Source organism: Zoogloea sp. (genome assembly GCF_041904905.1).
Lineage (GTDB): Bacteria > Pseudomonadota > Gammaproteobacteria > Burkholderiales > Rhodocyclaceae > Zoogloea.
On the sequence record NZ_JAYRMI010000075.1, the window covers coordinates 1 to 18,343 of the forward strand.

The window sequence follows — 18,343 nt, forward strand, 5'->3', positions numbered from 1 at the left end:
ACCCGCCTCGCCGCCCTGCCCATCATCGCCATGACCGCCCACGACATGGCCGAGCAGCGCCACCAGTGCATCGACGCCGGCATGAACGACCACGTGGCCAAGCCCATCGTGCCCGAGCGCCTGCTCGAAGCCATCCTGCGCCACACCCGCCAGCCCGGCCCCGCCCCGGTCGACGGCCTGCCCGACCTGCCCGGGCTCGACGTGGCCGGCGCCCTGCGGCGGGTCAACCACGACACCGCCGCCTACCTGCGCCTGCTGCGCCGGCTCGTCACCGGCCACGCCGGCAGCGCCGACCGCATCGAAGCCGCGCTGGCCGCCGGCAACCGCCAGGAGGCCGAGCGCATCGCCCACACCCTGCGCGGCGCCGCCGCCAACCTGGGCGCCAACGCCCTGCGCGACGCCGCCCGCCACCTCGAAGCCATCCTGCGCCAGGGCGCCGGCGCCGGCGAAGCCCTGGCCGAACTCCCCGCCCTGTCGGCCGAGCTGACCAGCCTGGTGGCCCTGCTCGAATCCCGCCTGCCCCCGGAAGCCCCCGACACCGTCGCCAAGCTCGACGACGACGCCTTCCGGCACGCCGCCGACGCGCTCGCGCGCCAGCTACGCAACGCCGACGGCGCCGCCCCAGCCGCCTTCCGCGCCCTGCGCCCCGACCTCGCCGCCCGAATCGGGATTGAAAAAACTGGACAAATCTCGAACGCGCTGCAGCACTACGATTATGATGAAGCGTTGGCCTGCCTCACCCGTGCGCTCGCGGTGAAGACCCCGCCCGGAGACCCCACCTGATGCATCCCACCGACAGCCATCGCCCGCTCATCCTGGTCGTGGACGACGCACCGGAGTCGATCGAACCGATCGTCGACTGCCTGCACCGGGCCGATTTCCGCACCCGCATCGCCACCAGCGGCAACCGCGCCCTCCAGCTGGCCGGCAGCAAGCCGGTGCCGGATCTCATCCTCCTCGACGTAAGCATGCCCGACATGGACGGCTACGAAGTGTGCAGCCGGCTCATGAACGACCCGCTCACCGCCAACATCCCGGTGATCTTCCTCACCGTGCGCAACGAGGAGATGGACGAACAGTTCGGCTTCGACGCCGGCGCGGTGGACTACATCACCAAGCCGATCAGCCCGCCGCTGGTGCTCACCCGCATCCGCAACCACCTCACCCTCAAGGCCGCCAGCGATTTCCTGCGCGACCGCAACAGCTACCTCGAACAGGAAGTCTCCCGCCGCACACGCGAACTCTCCCTCATCCAGGACGCCACCATCGTCGCCATGGCCTCCCTGGCCGAGACCCGCGACAACGAAACCGGCAACCACATCCGCCGGACCCAATCCTACCTGCGCCTGCTCGCCCGCCACCTCCAGGCCGACCCCCGCTACGCCGCCGAACTCACCGACGAGAACATCGACCTGATGTACAAGTCGGCCCCGCTCCACGACATCGGCAAGGTCGGCATCCCCGACCGCATCCTCCTCAAGCCCGGCAAGCTCACCGCGGCCGAGTTCGAAGTGATGAAGACCCACACCACCCTCGGGCGCGACGCCATCAGCCGGGCCGAGACCCTCTTCGGCGTGTCGGCCCGCTTCCTGCGCTACGCCAAGGAGATCGCCTACTCCCACCAGGAAAAGTGGGACGGCAGCGGCTACCCCCAGGGCCTCGCCGGCGAACGCATCCCCCTCGCCGCCCGCCTGATGGCGGTGGCCGACGTCTACGACGCCCTCATCAGCAAGCGCGTGTACAAACCCGCCATCGGCCACCTCGAAGCCGTCGAAGCCCTCCGCGCCGGCAGTGGCAGCCACTTCGACCCCCGGATCGTCGAAGCCTTCCTGGCCCTTCAGGACGAGTTCCACAACATCGCCCAGCGCTTCGCCGACGTGGACGTGGACGAAGCGGCAGAGGCCGCCCGCCTGCGACTGGTCTTCGGCGACTAACCCCCCGCTCAAGAACCCAGGCCGGCATCCGTAAAAGGTCAGCCGGGCAGAAAACCGGCACAGCCTGTTTTTCGTCCGTCAGGAGACCCGATGCCGCCCCACCCGACACCCCGCCCGGTTGTCGCCCTCCTTCGCCGATACGGGCTGGCCGCAATCGTCTTCACGGTGGTGCTGGCCCTCGCGGTGGATAACTACCGCAACGCCCTGCGCGACGAGGCCGCCAACGCCCGCGAACGCCTGCACCTGCTGGCCCAGGAGCAGGTCATCCACCTGCACGAGCGCGCCGAAGGCCTGCTCCGTCAGGCCGACATCCTCAGCGGCCAGCTCGCCATCGCCCCCCACGCCACCCGCGCCACCCGCGCCCAGCTCGGGCGCATCGTCTCCCCGGTCTTCGCCCACAACCCCGAGATCGTGCAGATCGGCACCCTGCGCCTCGACGGCGGCCGGGCCACCCTCACCGCCCGCATCGCCCCCGCCGGCCTCGACCACGCCCCCCTGCCCGCCTCGCTGCTGGCCCGGATCGCGAGCCTGCCCGCCGACACCGAAACCCGCACCACCGCCCCCTTCGCCCTGCCCGGCGGCAGCGGCCCGCCGCACACCGCGGTGCTCATCGTCAGCCCCATCGGCCGCGACGCCGACGACGCCCGCGAACTGCTGTTCCTCCAGGTCTCGGTGGACACCCTGCTCGAACACGCCTTCAAGGCCACCTATCCCACCAACGGGCCACCCCCCTTCGAACTCGAGATCGTCGACGCCGACGCCAGCGCCGACCTGCCGGTCCATCGCAGCCCCACCTTCCGCATCGGCCGGACGAGTTTTGCCGACGGCTTCGCCTTTGCCGACCGCCACTGGCTGGTCATCGCCAACGCCGACCGGGAGATGGCCGATCTGGTCATCGGCCGCGACGCCGGCGCCCAATTCCTCTCGGGCGCCATCCTGGCCGCCCTGGCCGCCCTGATGGCCTACGTGCTGCAGACCCGCGCCGACGCCGTCCGCCGGCAGGTGGACGAAAAAACCCTCGCCCTGGGCGACGCCAACGCCTCGCTGGAGCAGTACGTCAAGGCCCTGGGCGACGCCAACCGCCTGCTCGAGCACGAAGTGGAAAAGCACGCCCGCTCCGAAGCCCTGCTGCGCGAGACCACCACCCTGCAGCGGGCCATCCTCGACTGCGCCGAATACGCCATCGTCTACACCGACGCCTCGGGCATCATCCGCGTCCTCAACCCGGCCGCCGAGCGGATGTTCGGCTACCGCGCCGACGAACTCATCGGCCGCCAGACCCCGCTGGTCTTCCACACCCCCGACGACATCGCCCGCTGGGCGCTGCGGCAGGACAGCGGCGGCTTCCTGGCCCTCACCACCGCCACCCTCGGCCACACCCGCGAGGTGACCCTGCGCCGCCGCGACGGCAGCAGCTTCCCCGCCAACCTGAGCGTCAGCGAAGTGCAGGACGCCCACCGCAACGTCCGCGGCTACCTGGGCATCGTCGCCGACGTCACCCAGCGCCACGACGCCGAGCGGCGCATCCGCCACCTCGCCCACTACGACAGCCTCACCTCGCTGCCCAACCGCACCCTGCTCAACGCCCACCTCACCGAAGCCATCGAAGGCGCCCGGGAGCGGCAGCGGGGCGCCGCCGTGCTGTTCACCGACCTGGACCGCTTCAAGTACGTCAACGACACCCTTGGCCACCAGGCCGGCGACGAACTCCTGCTCGCCGTCGCCCAGCGCCTGCGCGCCTGCGTGCGCGACGGCGATCTGGTGGCCCGCACCGGCGGCGACGAGTTCGTGATCGTCCTCGACAACCTCGACACCGGCTCGATGCCCGAAGACGTGGCCGAACGCATCCTGACCAGCCTGTCGCGGCCCTTCGAGCTGCACGGGCGCCAGCTCACCGTCACCCTCAGCATCGGCATCGCCCTCTTCCCCAACGACGGCCTGGACGGCGCCGCCCTCATCAAGCACGCCGACACCGCCATGTATCTGGCCAAGGAGCGCGGCCGCAACAACTACCAGTTCTTCGACCGCGGCCTGTCCGAACGCTTCAGCGAACGGCTCGACCTGGAAAACCGGCTGCGCCGGGCCGTGGAGGAAGGCCAGCTGGCCCTGTTCTACCAACCCCAGGTGGACACCCTCAGCGGCGAACTGATCGGCATGGAAGCCCTCATCCGCTGGCGCCAGCCCGACGGCAGCATGATCGCCCCGGACGTGTTCATCCCCATCGCCGAGGAAGCCGGCCTGATCGTGCCCATCGGCGCCTGGGTGCTCCACGAAGCCTGCCGCCAGAACCAGGCCTGGCAGGCCGCGGGGCTCAGCTACGTGCCGGTCAGCGTCAACCTCTCGGCCCGCCAGTTCGACGACGCCGGCCTCCTCGACACCATCCGCGGCGCCCTTGCCGACACCGGCCTCGCCCCCGCCTTCCTCGATCTGGAACTCACCGAAAGCCTGGTGATGCGCAACCCCGAGCACACCCGCAACCTGCTCGCCGAATGCAAGAAGCTGGGCCTGCAGCTGTCGGTGGACGACTTCGGCACCGGCTACTCCAGCCTCGCCTACCTCAAGCGCTTCCCCATCGACCGGCTCAAGATCGACCGCTCCTTCATCGACGAGATCGTCACCCAGGCCGACGACGCCGCCATCGCCCAGACCATCGTGGCGATGGCCCACACCCTGCGCCTCGAAGTGGTCGCCGAAGGCGTCGAGACCGACGCCCAGCTCGCCCTGCTGCGCCGCTGGCGCTGCGACGCCTACCAGGGCTACCTGTGCAGCCGCCCCATGAGCGCCGACGACATGACCCGGCTGCTGCGCACCCGCCGCGCCACCCGCGAGGTCTCCCTCGCCGTGGCCTGACCGCACGCCCGCCTCACAGCAGCCACTTCAGCGCGTAGAGCGCCCCCATCCCCGCCCCGATGGTGGCCAGCACGCTGCCGGTGCGCCACGCCACCAGCGCCGCCACCAGGGCCGCCCAGGGCTTGGGCGCCAGCAGCGACAGCACCGCCTCGCCCCCGTGGATGAACAGCTCGCCGGCGGTCAGCGCCGCAAAGCTCGCCGGCGCGATGTACTGGCACAAGGCGTGCAGCCAGCCCGGCAGGCGCCTCCCGGCAAACAGCCCGATCGTCGCGTAGCGGAACAGAAAGGTGACAAGGCCCACCGCTGCCAGCAGGCCGACCAGCGCACCCGTCGTCATTCCCGGCCCCGCTTGGCGGCCAGTGCCCCCGCCAGCAAGCCCAGCAGGATCGCCAGCACCAGCCCCAGCCGGAAGGGCAGCGCCGCCAGCGCCAGGGCCGCCACCGCCGCCACCAGCGCAGCCACCCGCCCCGCCCCCTCGCGCATGGGCTGCGCAAGGAGCGCGATGAAGGTGAGCGGCACGGCAAAATCCATCTCCCACTCCGCCGGCACCGTGGCGCCGAACAGCAGACCCGCCGCGGTAGACAGCTGCCACGCCGCCCACAGGGTGAAACCGCAGCCCAGAAAGTACCAATGGCGCAGATCCGGCCCGGCGCCCGGGCGGGGCTTCGCCTGGTAGCGCAGGATCGCCACCGCGTAAGCCTCGTCGGTCAGCAGGTAGGCCAGCGCCATCCGCCAGCGCCTGGGCAGGTGCCGCACATGCTCGGCCATCGACACGCCGTACAGCACGTGGCGCAGGTTCAGCAGGCCGGCAGTGAGCCCGGTCGGCAGCGCCCCGGCGCCCGCCGCCAGCATCTGCACGATGACCAGCTGGGCGGCCCCGGCGAACACCACCGCCGACGCCGCCTGGGCCAGCCACGGCGGCATGCCGGCGGCCAGCGCGCCGATGCCGTAGAGCATCCCGAAGGGCGCCACGCCCAGCAGCAGCGGCGCCTCGTCGCGGCAGCCCGCGAGGAATTCGGACAATCTGGAAGACATGCAGAAGATCCAGCCGGTCTCCCCCAACGGAGAAGCCGGCGGCAGGGAATCGGAACTAGAACTGCTCGGAAGCCGGCCTGGCAGGCCGCCCGTCGCGCAAGAGCCTGGCCGGGTCAAGCTCGCCCTTCTGGTCAAAATCGTAGCCACCGAAGTTGCCGGTCACCAGCTGCCCCTTCAGCCGGTATTCCAGCTTGTCCACGCCCTTGCCCAGGTTCTTGAACTGGCGCATCGCCAGCCCGGCGAGCCCGGCGGTGGCCTTCACCTCCACCAGCGCCTCGCCCAGCGCCGGAATCGTCACCGGCTTGTTGCCCACCCCGCGGGCAAAGGGCTCGCCGGCCACCTCGAGGGTAAAGCTCAGCCCCTCGACGGGGATCTCGAAGCGGTTGGGGTTGGTCACCCGCAGGGTCAGCAGGAAGCGCTGCTCCAGCAGGTTGCCGCCCTCCACGCGGATGTCCGCCACCGACACCTCCGGCTTGAGCGGCCGGAAGGTGGAGCCGGCACAGCCCCCCAGCAACGCGCCAGCCAAAGCCAGCGCCACGAAACGACGACGATCCATCCCAGCCCTCACTCCAGTCCTTCCAGCGGCGATTCGAGCACCCGCAGCAGGCTGGACGTATCCAGCCTGCCGCCGCCCAGCCCCATCAGCGCGTTGAGCTGCTGCCAGGTCTGGGCCGCGATGGGCAGCGGCGCGCCCAGCTTGCGGGCCTCGTCCATCAGGATCGCAAAATCCTTGTGATGCAGGCGCGACTGGATGCCGGCGACGAAATCCCGCCGCGCCATGCGCCCGCCCATCGTGTCGAGCACCCGCGACCCGGCCGACCCGCCCGCCAGCGCGGCGATCACCTTACCGGCATCCAGCCCGTGGGCGCCCGCCAGCCGCATCGCCTCGGCCGCGGCCTGGATCACGTTCACCATGACCATCTGGTTGCACGCCTTGGCCACCTGGCCGGCACCGGCCTCGCCGATGTGCACCACCGTCTTGCCCAGGCAGTCGAACAGCGGGCGGACTTGCTCCAGCACCGCCGCCTCGCCACCGGCCATGATCGCCAGGCTTGCCTCCCGCGCGCCCACCTCGCCGCCGGAAACCGGCGCGTCCAGCCAGCCGACGCCCCGCGCGGCGTAGGCCGCAGCCAGCTTGCGGGCGGTGGCCGGGGCGATGGTGCTCATGTCCACGTGAATCGCGCCGGGGGCAAAACCGCCGATCAGCCCATCCGGCCCGAGCGCCAGGTGCTCCACGTCGGCGCTCGCGGTGATGATCGAGATCACCACCTCGCTGCGGGCGGCCAGCGCGGCCGGCGTGGCGCATACGGCCGCACCGGCCGCGGCGATGTCGGCGGCGGCGTCAGGCCGCCGCGCCCACACCGCCACCTCGTGCCCGGCCCGGATCAGGTGGCCCGCCATCGGCAGGCCCATCACCCCCAGCCCCACAAAACCGACGCGCATCTCAGCCCCCCGACAGGCTTTCCAGCAGCTTCAGCGCGGCGATGGAATCCTCCTCGCCCAAGCCGCTGCCGACCATCCCGTTGAAGAGCTGCGCCGTGGCCGCGCTGGTGGGCAGCATCAGGCCCAGGCGGTGCGCCTCCTGCACCACGATGTTCATGTCCTTCTGGTGCATCCAGGCCTTGAAGCCCGGCTTGAAGTTGCGCTCGAGCATGCGCTGGCCGTGGTTCTCGAGGATGCGGCTGTAGGCAAAGCCGCCCAGCAGCGCCTCGCGCACTTTGCCCGCATCCACACCGCTCTTGCGGGCAAAGTTGAAGGCCTCGGCCACCGCCATCACCGTCACGCCGGTGAGGATCTGGTTACAGGCCTTGGTCACCTGGCCGGCACCGGCGCCGCCGATCAGATTGACCGACTTGCCCATGCAGGCCAGCACCGGCTTCGCTTTCTCGAAGGCCGCCTCATCGCCACCCACCATGATGGTGAGCCCGGCGTTGATCGCCCCCACCTCGCCGCCCGACACCGGCGCGTCGAGCATGGTCACGCCCCGCTCGGCCAGCCGCGCGGCAATCGATTGCGCCGCCGCCGGGGCGATGGTGCTCATGTCGATGTAGATCAGGCCCGGCTTCGCGCCTTCGGCCACGCCACCGGCGCCCAGGGCCACCTGCTCCACGTCCGGCGCGTCCGACACCATCGACACCACGACGTCACACGCCGCGGCCACCTCGGCCGGGCTGGCCGCGCCCCTGGCGCCGGCCTCCAGCAGCGGCGCCATGGATTCGGCCCGGCGCGCCCAGACGGTCAGGTCGAAACCGCCCTTCAGAATGTTCAGCGCCATCGGGCGCCCCATGATGCCCAGACCGACGAACCCGATTTTCATGCCCTGCTCCCGCGCGCGAAAAAACGAGAGGTTAGCGGCCCGCCCCGGGCAAGGGAAGTAGGGAAACCGGCAGCGCCCCCGTCACTCGACGCTGAACTGCAGGCTCTCCAGCTCGAAGCGGGCGGTGGCCCCCGCCACACCGGCAGCGCCGGGCGGATCGAAGCTGAAGCCCGAGAGGCCCAGCACCTCGAAGCGGAAGCTCGCCAGCACGCTCTTCAGGCTCACGTCGCGCAACTCGACATGCACCACGCGTGGGCCCACCGGGGCGCCGCCGGCCATCTGCTTGAGCGCCGCGTCGCGCCACACGCTGCAGTCCGGCCCGACCACCGTGAGCGCCAGCGGCGACAGCGCCACCGGCCCCGGCCGCCTCACCGTGCCCACCCGCCCGGCGTGCTCGCTCACCAGCGTGCGGGAGAGGGAGATCGCCCCCACCCGGCCGATCCGCGTCGTCGGCAGGTCGGGCATCGACACCGAGAAGTTCGCCGCCAGCCACTTCTTGGCCCGCCCGGGGGCCGCCGGCTTCACCGTGGCGCCGCTCGCCCCCACCGCCAACGCCGTCGGCTCGAACACCGCCTCGACCGCGAAGATGTCCTTGTCGGCCGCCGAACATTCGGGAAAGCGCAAGCCCGTCAGCACGCACCCCACAAGCTGCAGCCGTTCGCGCACCTTGCCGTTCCCGTCGGTCAGCAGCACCGCCAGATCGAGCAGATCCATCCGGTTTCCGGCCAGCGCCTCCACCCAGCCCGCCAGCGGCGTCATCGCGGGCGGGGTGAAACGCACCGTGAGCGGCCCCAGCTTCGCGGGCCCCAGCCTGCGCCGGCCCTCGGGCCCCGCCGACGCCACGGTCTCCCAGCCGATGTCGGGCAGGCTGCACGCCATCACCGGAAAAGCCTGGCCATTCACCTCGAGATAAGTCGTCCCAACCTGGGACGTGGCAGCAACGGGGGGCATGTTCTCTCCTTCCGGGTCCGGTCGCGCGGTGGCAGCGAGCGCCCCGCGACATGCGGGGGCCTCAAGGCAAGATAGCTCCCCGCCCGGCCGATGGAAAGAAAACCGCGCCTCCCCGCCCCCGGGGCCTTCCGCTACACTCGACCCATCGTCCACCCGCCTCCCGCACCCCAACCATGTCCTACGCCCCCTTCATCAAGGAAATCGGCCGCGGGCCGAAAGGCTCCAAACCCCTCACCGCCGACCAGGCCGACTCCCTCTTCGGCGACATGATGGACGGCCGCGTGCCCGATCTGGAGCTGGGCGCCATCATCCTGTCGATGCGCATCAAGGCCGAATCCCGCGACGAGCTGGTGGGCTTCCAGCGCGCCCTCGACGCCCGCACCGCCCGCGTCGGCGTGCCCGCCGGCCCCCGGCTGGTAGTGCTGCCCACCTACAACGGCGCCCGCCGCCAGGCCAACCTGATGCCCCTGGTGGCCCTGCTGCTGGCCCGCGCCGGCGTGCCGGTGCTGATCCAGGGCCGTCATGACTTCGAAAGCCGGGTGAGCCCCTTCGCGCTCCTCGACGCCCTCGGCATCCAGCCCGCCGCCAGCATCGCCGCGGCCGAAGCCCAGCTTGGCGGTCGCCGCCTGGCCTGCCTGCCCCTCGACCTGCTGGCCCCGGGGCTCGAGCCGATCCTCGCCACGCGGGTTCGCCTGGGCGTGCGCAACAGCGCCCACACCCTCGCCAAGCTCCTCGACCCGGCCCCCGGCCACAGCGTGCGGGTGGTCTCGGTCACCCACCCCGAGTACCTCGAACGGATGCACGCCCACCTGGTCGCCACCCAGGGCGTCGGCCTGCTGCTGCGGGGCACCGAGGGCGAAGCCTTCGCCAACCCCCGCCGCCGGCCCCAGCTCGAAACCTTCGCCCACGGCGCGGCGGGCATCGCCTTCCCGGCCGAAGAAGGCGGCGCGCCGCCGCTGGAGGGCCTGCCCGACAACCCCGAGGTGGGCGCCAACGCCGCGCTGATCCAGGCCATGCTCGCCGGCGAGGTGGCCGTTCCGCAGCCCATCCTCGATCAGGTCGGCGCCCTGAAAACCCTCGCCGGCGAGCCCCGCGCCCAGGCCTGAAACCGGACTTGCAAGGTTTTTCTGTCCTTACGTCAACCCTTCATCGGATAGCCATTGACCTTTGATGCGGCTCTGCTTAACTGAGCACAGAGCGTTTGTCATCCCCCGGGCCGTTCCCCCGGACAGCCCTTCTCCCGGAAAGGAGATCCACCATGACCAAGAAGGCACTGTGCATCGGCATCAACGACTATCCCGGCACCCAGAACGACCTCTCCGGCTGCGTCAATGACGCCAACGACTGGGCCGCAGCGCTCGCCGCCCGAGGCTTCGCCGTCACCAAGCTGATCGACGCCCAGGCCACCAAGGCTGCCATGGTCGGCGCCATGAGCGCGCTCATCGCCGGCGCAGCGCGGGGCGACACCGTGGTCATCACCTACTCCGGTCACGGCACCTGGGTGCCCGACCGGAACGGCGACGAGCCCGACGGCCGCGACGAGGGCCTGTGCCCATGGGACATCGGCGCCGGCAAGGTGCTGCTCGACGACGAGATCGCGGTCATCTTCGGCAACCACGCCCCCGGCGTGCGGGTGCTCCTGATCTCCGACAGCTGCCACTCCGGCAGCGTCACCCGCGGCGACGACAGCGACCTCGACCCCGGCCTGCCCCGCGCCCGCTTTCTGCCGCCCAGCGTCTGGATGAAGCCCGAAGACCTGCCCCCCGCAAGTCGCGGCCTCACCCTCCCCAGCCTCGGCGGCCTGTCGCGCAGCGGCGGCGACCTGCTGATGGCCGGCTGCACCGACGCCCAGTTCAGCTGGGACACCCGCTTCAAGGGCCGCCCCAACGGCGCCTTCACCTACTACGCCCTCAAGGCCCTGGCCAGCCTGCCGGCCAATGCCAGCTACGCCGACTGGTTCAAGGCCATCAGCCCCACCTACCTGCCCACCAACCAGCTGCCCCAGAACCCGCAGCTCTTCGGCAGCCGCACCGCCAAGGCCTGGAAGGTGTTCGCCTGATCGCCTGAGGTCTCACCGCCAGCGCTCCCGGCCCGCCCTGGGCGGGCCGGCCTGCCCGCTGGCCCCGTCCTCCCGGAGTCCGCGCCATGACCACCCCGGCCCTGCCCCCCCTGCGTCTCGCCACCGCCCCCGACCCGGCCCCCGGCCGCGCGCGGGCCCTCCCCGCCGCCCTCGTCGGCACCGCCAGCCGGGGCAACGGAGCCGGCGCCCTCGACCCGATCCTGGGCAACGTGGCGGTGGCCGAAAGCTGGGACATCGGCCCCCGGGCCCGGGGCGACGCAGGCCGCGAGGTGAAGGTCGAACCCGACGCCCGCCTGCTCGCGCTGGAAGCCGCCGACGGCACCACCGTCTTCATCCGCGCCGACGCCCTGGCCGAACGCCTCGACCGCCTCGCCGCCACCCGGCCCGAGCTGCGCCACGACGACGGCAGCCTCGATCTGGCCGCCCTGCGCCCCCGCGACGCCCAGACCCGGAGCGTGGGCGACTGGGTGTGGCGCAGGCTCTCCGCCCTGGTCGTGAAGGAGGACGATCTCAGCGCCCAGGCCCGCCGCAAGCTGGCCGAACTCACCGGCACCGCGCTGGAGGATCTGGCGGTGGCCGCCTGCACCCACGCCGGCGCCAAGGCCATCGTGTGGGCCATCGAAGAACGCGGCCGCCAGGCGCCCGGCCTCTACCCCTGGGACGGCGGCGCCATCGAGGCCCAGACCCCACTCACCGAGCAGGCCCCGGCGGTCAAAGCCCTGGCCAACGAGCCGGGGCTGATCTTCATCCACGGCACCGGCTCCCACACCCTGGGCGGCTTCGGCCAGCTGCCCGGCACCCGGAGCTGGCAGAAGCTGGCGGACGGGTTCGACGGCCGCCTGTTCGGCTTCGAGCACCACAGCTTCTCCGAGAGCCCCATCGACAACGCCCTCGCCCTCGCCCAGGTGCTGCCGGAAGGCGCGCAGTTCTCCATCGTCACCCACTCCCGCGGCGGCCTGGTGGGCGACCTGCTGTGCATCGACGCCAGCCCGGACAACGCAGCCACCCTCGCCGCCCTCGTCCTCGACTATCGCCCGGCGCCCCGCCACGACGCCCCGTCCAGCCCCGACGCCCGCGCCGACCGGGAACGCTTCGTCCAGCAGGAGCAGGCCAAGCTCGCCGAACTCTTCAGGCTGCTCGGCACCAAGCGCTTCCGGATCGCCCGCTACGTGCGGGTGGCCTGCCCGGCGCGGGGCACCGCGCTGCTCACCGACAACCTGGAGGTCTTCCTGTCGGGCCTGCTCAACCTCATCCGCAAGGCCGGCGGCTGGGCAGCAGGCGCCGCGGCAGGCGCGGCAGCGGGCTTTGGCGCCGGGGCCGCCGCCAAGGCCGCCACCGACAAGGGCATCGCCGTGCTCACCCGCATCGTCGTCGAGATCGCCAACCGCCGGCTCGACCCCCAATTGCTGCCGGGCATCGAGGCCATGCTGCCGGATTCCGCCATGGGCATGCTGCTCGCGTCCGCGCCCCACCGGGCCGACACCCGCATGGCGATCGTCGCCGGCGACATCGAAGGCGGCGGCCTCGCCAAGCGCCTCGGCACGATGTTCACCGACTGGATGTTCTTCGACAAAGCCGACAACGACCTGGTGGTGGACACCGCCTCGATGTACGGCGGCCTGGCCTACCGGGCCCAGGCCCGGGCGATCTTCGTCCAGGGCGAGAACGTCAATCACTTCCGCTACTTCCGCGACGACACTGCCACCGCCGACGGCCTGCCGCTGCCCACTGCGCTGCTCCGCTGGCTCACCGACGCAGAGCCCGCCAAGCTGCCGGAGTGGGCCACCCGCGCGCTGCCGGCAATCGACCCCGACGACCGGGTGGCGCCCCCCAACGCGCCCGCCTCCCGCGGCGGAGGCCACGCCCCGATCCTCGTCGTCCTGCCCGGCATCATGGGCAGCCACCTCAAGGCGGACCGGCGTCGCGTGTGGCTCGCCCCCCTCGACCTCGCCCGGGGCAGCCTTGGCCAGATCGCCTTCGACAGCGAGGCCACCGTCGCCGCGGACGGGCTGGTGTCCCTGGCCTACGGCAAGCTCGTCGAACGCCTGGGCAAGACCCACCGGGTCGAACTCGTCGACTACGACTGGCGCCAGCCCATCGCCAGCCTCGGCAAGCAGCTGGCCGACCGGCTGACCAAGCTCCTCGACGACAACCCCGACACCGCCGTGCGCATCCTCGCCCACAGCATGGGCGGCCTCGTGGTGCGCGCCGCCATCGCCCACCGGCCAAGCCTGTGGGACGCCCTCGTCGCCCGCCCGGAAGGCCGCCTGGTGATGCTCGGCACCCCCAACCACGGCTCGCACCTGTTCGTCGAGACCCTGCTCGGCCAGTCCGACACCATCCGCCTGCTGGCACGCCTGGACTTCCGCCACAAGCTGCAGCAGATCCTCGACATCGTCGCCGGCTTTCCCGGCGCGGTGCATCTGCTGCCGGCGCCGGGCTTTCTCGACACCGGCAACACCGCCGTACGCGACTACTACCGCCCGGAAACCTGGCGCGCCCTCGCCGACATCAACCACGACCTGTGGTTCGGCCGCGCCCTCGGCGGCAAGCCGACCGCCCAGGTGCTGGAGCAGGCCGCCGCCTTCTGGCAGACCGTGGCCGACACCGGCTGGGTGACCAAGGCTCCCGAACGGATCGCCTACGTCTTCGGGCAAAGCGACAACACCCCCTGCGGGGTCGTCGAACAGCAGGGCGGCGGCATCCTGCTGCGCGGCACGTCCGCGGGCGACGGCTCGGTCACCTGGGCCTCCGGCCGGCTGGCGAAGCTGCCGGACGACCGCCAGTGGCTGATGCCGGTCGATCACATGGGGCTCACCAGCACCGAAGACTACTTCGACGACATCGAGTCGCTCCTCGCGCGGGGCACGCCGCGCACCCTTGGCCGGCTGCCGGTGAGCCGCGGCGGCACCGACACCGCCGCCGTGCGCGAATACCGCGCCGGCCCGCCGGCCGGCTACCCATCCCCGCCCGAAGCCACCGCCCGCCTGCTCGGCGGCCGCCTGCGCCCGGCCCGCAGCCGCCCCCGCAGCCTGAAAGTATCCGTCAGCGCGATGGACCTGCGCTTCGTGCACATCCCGGTGCTGTGCGGCCACTACCGGGGCGACCCCATCGCTGCCGCCGAAGGGGCGATCGACCGGCACCTCGTCCGGGGCGCCCTCAGCCAGCGCCAGCGGCTCGGCATCCACACCGGCGAGCTGGGTAACGCCTCCATCGTGCTGATGCCCCGCACCCCGGCCGAACGTCACCGCCAGACCGGCCGCGGCGCGGTGGTGGTGGGCCTGGGCGAAATGGGCAAGCTCACCGCCGACGGGGTGACCGAGGCCGTGCGCGGCGGCGTGCTGCGCTACCTCCTCCACGCCGCCGACCGCTACGGCGAAGAACAGGCCGGCACGCCGGCGGCCCGCCCGCCCGAGGGCGGCACCCTCCGCCTCAAGCTCGCCTCGCTGCTCATCGGCACCAACTCGGCGCTGCAGCTCGACGTGGCCGAATCGGTGAAGGCGGTGGTGCTGGGCGTGCTGATGGCCAACCGGGATTTCGCCGACGGCGAGAGCAGCGCCAGCCCTGACGCCAACGCCCGCCGCGCCCAGGTCGCCGAACTGCAGTTCATCGAAGTCTTCCACGACAGCGCCATCTCCGCCGCCCACGCCGTGCGCCAGCTCGGCGCCAGCCTCCAGAGCGAACTCCGGCAGATGAAGTTCGCGCTCGAGGCCGCCGACGAACTGTTCGTCGGCGACGGCGTGCGCCAGCGCCTCAGCGTCTCGCCCTTCTCCGACTACTGGCCGCGGCTGGTCGTCTGCGACGCCGACCGGGACGAGGCCGCCTGCCCGCCCGACAGCACCGCGCCGCGCTTCCAGCCCCCCATCCCGCCCGAGCACCTGCGCCAGCTCCTGCGCATCTACGGCTGCGCCGACGCGCTGCCCGACGGCGCCCTGCCCCAACCCTTCTGGCTCGACGACGCCCCCACCCTCCGCTTCGCCACCCGGCTCAAGTTCACCTACATGGGCGACAAGGCGCGCTCCGAAAACATCGTCGACATCCGCCAGCCGGGCCTCGTCGAAAAACTCTGCGACGACCGCCTCAAGAGCCGCAGCCCCACGCTCTACGCCAAGGATTCGGGCTTCGGCACCACCCTCTTCCAGCTCCTCGTGCCGCAGGATTTCAAGGCCGACGCCCGCCAGGCCAACAACCTGCTGCTGATGGTGGACGAGACCACCGCCAACCTGCCCTGGGAAATGCTCGAGACCGACGGCAGCCCGATGGTGCTGCACACCCGGGTGGTGCGCCAGTTCATCACCGGCAGCTTCCGCCGGCAGGTGGTGCGCACCGACAGCCTGTCCGCCTGCGTGATCGCCGAGCCCTCCACCGAGGGCTTCCACGCCCAGTTCGGGGGCCCCGGCTGGAAGCCCGCCATCGGCGCCGACGGCCAGCCCGAGCCCGACTGCCTGGCCCCGCTCCCCGGCGCCGCGGCCGAAGCCGACACCGTCCAGCAGGTGCTCTCCACCGTGGGCTACGAGGTCGCCCTGGCCCCGCCCGACACCCAGGCGGCGGATGTCCTCACCCGCCTCCACGCCCGCCCCTACCGCCTGCTGATGATCTCCGCCCACGGCGTTCACGGGCTGCGGGCGGCCGACGGCACCTGCCGCAGCGGCGTGGTGCTCTCCAACGGGCTCCTCCTCACCGCGGCCGAAATCCGCCAGATGGAATGCGTGCCCGATCTGGTGTTCCTCAACTGCTGCCACCTGGGCAAGATCGGCACCGGCGGCAGCCGGCTCGCCGCCAGCCTCGCCCGGGAGCTGATCGACATGGGCGTGCGCTGCGTGGTAGCCGCCGGCTGGGAGGTGCACGACGGCGCCGCGCGCACCTTCATCGAAACCTTCTTCGCGCAGATGGCCCAGCACGACGCCAGCTTCGGCGAAGCCATCACCGCCGCCCGCAAGGCCACCTTCGAGGCCCACCCCGACCACAACACCTGGGGCGCCTACCAGGCCTACGGCGACCCCGCCTTCCAGCTCAAGGTCCACCGCAACCCGGCCAGCGACGACGCGCCGATGTGCGCACCCAACGAACTCATCGACTGGATCGAGCAGCGCCGCATCGAATGCCGGCTGCCCGACGCCGCCCCGCGCGGCCGCGCCAGCGGGGGCGACTTCCGGCACACCGCCCAGCGCGTCCGCACGCGCCTGGGCCACGTGCCCGACCACTGGGCCCGCCTGCCGGACGTCCAGCACGCCCTCGCCCGCCTGTACGCCGAATACGGCCAGGACGGCTTCGAGCACGCCCGCAAAGCCTGGCAGCAGGCCATCGGCAGCGACGCCTCCCGGGGCCTCGTCCCCCTGTCGGCCATCGAGCAGCTCGCCAACCTGGAAGCCCGGCAGGCCGAACGCCTCAGCGTCGACACCCCCGACGACGCGGCCGTCGCCCTGGCAGACTGCGCCCTCGCCCGCCTGCGCCACCTGATCGCCCTCGCCGCGGAGGGCCCGGACCCGGAGCCCGGCACCGCCGGCCGCAACCTCGAACGTCAGGCGATCCTCGGCAGCGCCCTCAAGCGCAAGGCCGTCGTCCTCGCCCGCTGCGGCAAGCCGTGGGCAGAGGTCGCCCCGGTGCTCGTCGAATCCCGCGACGCCTACGCCCGATGCCAGGGCACGCCCGACAGCGCGCCCGGCTGGAACCCCTACAGCTACCTCAACCGCCTGCAACTGGACGCCCTGCTCGGCGCGACGACCGACCTCCGCCAGGAATCCCAAACCTGCCAGGACGTCTCCGCCGTCCGCTTCCAGCAAAGCTACGACTTCTTCGACGCCGCCATGTGGGCCGACGCCCAGCTGGCCTGCTGGCTGCACACCGGCGAAGGCAGCGTTCAGGCGCTTGCCACCGCCTATCGCAACGCCATCCAGGGCGTGGGCGCCACCCCGCGCGAGCGGGAGTCCATCACCGCCCAGATCCGCATCCTCGGCGATCTGCTCAAGTGCCGCGCCCCCGGCGACGCCGACCGGGCCGCCGCACTGGCAGCCCTGGCCACCGATCTTGCCAACGACACGCCAGCCGCCCCAAGCCCGAACACCCCGCCGCCGCCCGGCCCAGCAAGCGCCGTCGGAACGCCCAAGGCTGGTGCAGGCAAAAAGAAGAAGACCTGAGCCACGCACCGTGCTGGCCCACCGATTCCCCATCCTGGTGCCAAAACCCGCCGGGATGGGCCCAAAAATGCGCTCCAGCGCATGGCACGTGGTTTGCTTGAGACGTGCATCAAAGGAGCGCTCATGGCCGAAACGAAATCCACCTGCTGTTACTGCGGCGTTGGCTGCGGTGTTGTCATCGAACACGAAGCCGGACGCATCACCGGCGTCCGGGGCGACCCGGATCACCCGGCCAACTTCGGCCGGCTGTGCACCAAGGGCTCGACCCTGCACCTCTCCGCCGCCCCCGAAACCCTCGCCGCACGCGCCCTCCACCCCGAACTGCGCGCCAGCCGCAACGAGCCCCGCACCCGCGTGAGCTGGGACCTAGCCCTCGACACCGCCGCCGATAAATTCGCCACGATCATCGCCGAGCACGGCCCCGACGCCGTGGCGATCTACGGCGCCGGCCAGCTCCTCACCGAGGACTACTACGTCTTCAACAAGCTGATGAAGGGCCTCATCGGCAGCAACAACCTCGACACCAACTCCCGCCTGTGCATGTCCAGCGCGGTAGCCGGCTACAAGCTGAGCCTGGGCGCCGACGCGCCGCCCTGCAGCTACGACGACATCCGCCACACCCAGGCCCTGTTCATCTCCGGCAGCAACACCGCCTTCGCCCACCCCATCGCCTTCCGGCGTGTCGAGGATGCGCGAAAGGCCAACCCGGCCATGAAGCTGGTGGTGATCGACCCCCGCCGCACCGACACCGCCGAAGCCGCCGATCTGCACCTGCCCCTCATCCCCGGCACCGACATCGCCCTCTACAACGCGATGCTCCACGTGATGCTCTGGGAAGGCTGGGTGAATCGCGACTACATTGACGCCCACACCGAAGGCTTCGACGCCCTCAAGAAGATCGTCCGGGAATACACCCCGGCCATGGCCGCGTCGATCTGCGGGCTCGACAAGAACGCCATCGAGCAGGCGGCGCAGCTCTTCGCCACCTCGCCGGCAACCCTGTCCATGTACTGCCAGGGGCTCAACCAGTTCTCCTTCG

At 71.5% G+C, this 18,343-nt stretch carries 13 protein-coding genes; 7 read left to right on the forward strand and 6 right to left on the reverse strand.

The window, feature by feature from the left end:
- The 3 genes from ACE3N6_RS16390 to ACE3N6_RS16400 all read left to right on the forward strand — a co-directional run.
- The coding region (locus ACE3N6_RS16390) for an Hpt domain-containing protein (protein ID WP_374246866.1) at positions 1 to 783 on the forward strand (783 nt) is incomplete at its 5' end.
- A complete protein-coding gene (locus ACE3N6_RS16395; RefSeq protein WP_374246868.1) occupies positions 783 to 1,934 on the forward strand; it encodes an HD domain-containing phosphohydrolase in 1,152 nt (383 codons plus the stop codon). The genes ACE3N6_RS16390 and ACE3N6_RS16395, both read left to right, overlap by 1 nt.
- Before the next feature lie 90 nt (positions 1,935 to 2,024).
- A complete protein-coding gene (locus tag ACE3N6_RS16400; RefSeq protein ID WP_374246869.1) occupies positions 2,025 to 4,784 on the forward strand; it encodes a putative bifunctional diguanylate cyclase/phosphodiesterase in 2,760 nt (919 codons plus the stop codon).
- Positions 4,785 to 4,797: 13 nt separating this feature from the next.
- Here the strand turns inward: ACE3N6_RS16400 and ACE3N6_RS16405 are convergent, their stop codons facing one another.
- The 6 genes from ACE3N6_RS16405 to ACE3N6_RS16430 all read right to left on the reverse strand — a co-directional run bounded on the left by ACE3N6_RS16405 (position 4,798) and on the right by ACE3N6_RS16430 (position 9,087).
- Positions 4,798 to 5,121: an AzlD domain-containing protein gene (locus tag ACE3N6_RS16405; RefSeq protein ID WP_374246870.1), complete on the reverse strand. Its 324-nt coding sequence runs from the start codon at positions 5,119 to 5,121 to the stop codon at positions 4,798 to 4,800.
- Entirely contained in the window at positions 5,118 to 5,819 is a 702-nt protein-coding gene (locus ACE3N6_RS16410) for an AzlC family ABC transporter permease (protein ID WP_374246871.1), read from the reverse strand. The genes ACE3N6_RS16405 and ACE3N6_RS16410 overlap by 4 nt, the downstream gene beginning before the upstream one ends.
- Before the next feature lie 55 nt (positions 5,820 to 5,874).
- Entirely contained in the window at positions 5,875 to 6,375 is a 501-nt protein-coding gene (locus tag ACE3N6_RS16415; RefSeq protein WP_374246872.1) for an LEA type 2 family protein, read from the reverse strand.
- Between the two features lie 8 nt (positions 6,376 to 6,383).
- On the reverse strand, positions 6,384 to 7,262 hold the full coding sequence (locus ACE3N6_RS16420) for an NAD(P)-dependent oxidoreductase (RefSeq protein ID WP_374246873.1): 879 nt from the start codon (positions 7,260 to 7,262) through the stop codon (positions 6,384 to 6,386).
- A gap of 1 nt (position 7,263) precedes the next feature.
- Positions 7,264 to 8,136, reverse strand: coding sequence for an NAD(P)-dependent oxidoreductase (locus ACE3N6_RS16425; RefSeq protein WP_374246874.1), 873 nt, complete (start codon positions 8,134 to 8,136; stop codon positions 7,264 to 7,266).
- A gap of 81 nt (positions 8,137 to 8,217) precedes the next feature.
- On the reverse strand, positions 8,218 to 9,087 hold the full coding sequence (locus tag ACE3N6_RS16430) for a hypothetical protein (protein WP_374246875.1): 870 nt from the start codon (positions 9,085 to 9,087) through the stop codon (positions 8,218 to 8,220).
- Positions 9,088 to 9,260: 173 nt separating this feature from the next.
- Between ACE3N6_RS16430 and ybiB the strand changes: the two genes are divergently transcribed.
- From ybiB to ACE3N6_RS16450, 4 genes are all read left to right on the forward strand, one after another.
- Entirely contained in the window at positions 9,261 to 10,193 is a 933-nt protein-coding gene (ybiB, locus tag ACE3N6_RS16435) for a DNA-binding protein YbiB (protein WP_374246876.1), read from the forward strand.
- A gap of 152 nt (positions 10,194 to 10,345) precedes the next feature.
- Positions 10,346 to 11,146, forward strand: a complete 801-nt coding sequence (locus ACE3N6_RS16440; protein ID WP_374246877.1) for a caspase domain-containing protein — start codon at positions 10,346 to 10,348, stop codon at positions 11,144 to 11,146.
- Positions 11,147 to 11,232: 86 nt separating this feature from the next.
- Entirely contained in the window at positions 11,233 to 17,304 is a 6,072-nt protein-coding gene (locus ACE3N6_RS16445; RefSeq protein ID WP_374246878.1) for a CHAT domain-containing protein, read from the forward strand.
- A 123-nt stretch (positions 17,305 to 17,427) separates the two neighbouring features.
- The coding region (locus tag ACE3N6_RS16450; RefSeq protein ID WP_374246879.1) for a molybdopterin-dependent oxidoreductase at positions 17,428 to 18,343 on the forward strand (916 nt) is incomplete at its 3' end.

Bases quoted from the DNA above. Each gene is read 5' to 3' on its own strand.
- ACE3N6_RS16395 (WP_374246868.1), top strand. From the start codon at position 783: ATGCATCCCACCGACAGCCATCGCCCGCTCATCCTGGTCGTGGACGAC.
- ACE3N6_RS16400 (WP_374246869.1), top strand. From the start codon at position 2,025: ATGCCGCCCCACCCGACACCCCGCCCGGTTGTCGCCCTCCTTCGCCGA.
- ACE3N6_RS16405 (WP_374246870.1), bottom strand. From the start codon at position 5,121: ATGACGACGGGTGCGCTGGTCGGCCTGCTGGCAGCGGTGGGCCTTGTC.
- ACE3N6_RS16410 (WP_374246871.1), bottom strand. From the start codon at position 5,819: ATGTCTTCCAGATTGTCCGAATTCCTCGCGGGCTGCCGCGACGAGGCG.
- ACE3N6_RS16415 (WP_374246872.1), bottom strand. From the start codon at position 6,375: ATGGATCGTCGTCGTTTCGTGGCGCTGGCTTTGGCTGGCGCGTTGCTG.
- ACE3N6_RS16420 (WP_374246873.1), bottom strand. From the start codon at position 7,262: ATGCGCGTCGGTTTTGTGGGGCTGGGGGTGATGGGCCTGCCGATGGCG.
- ACE3N6_RS16425 (WP_374246874.1), bottom strand. From the start codon at position 8,136: ATGAAAATCGGGTTCGTCGGTCTGGGCATCATGGGGCGCCCGATGGCG.
- ACE3N6_RS16430 (WP_374246875.1), bottom strand. From the start codon at position 9,087: ATGCCCCCCGTTGCTGCCACGTCCCAGGTTGGGACGACTTATCTCGAG.
- ybiB (WP_374246876.1), top strand. From the start codon at position 9,261: ATGTCCTACGCCCCCTTCATCAAGGAAATCGGCCGCGGGCCGAAAGGC.
- ACE3N6_RS16440 (WP_374246877.1), top strand. From the start codon at position 10,346: ATGACCAAGAAGGCACTGTGCATCGGCATCAACGACTATCCCGGCACC.
- ACE3N6_RS16445 (WP_374246878.1), top strand. From the start codon at position 11,233: ATGACCACCCCGGCCCTGCCCCCCCTGCGTCTCGCCACCGCCCCCGAC.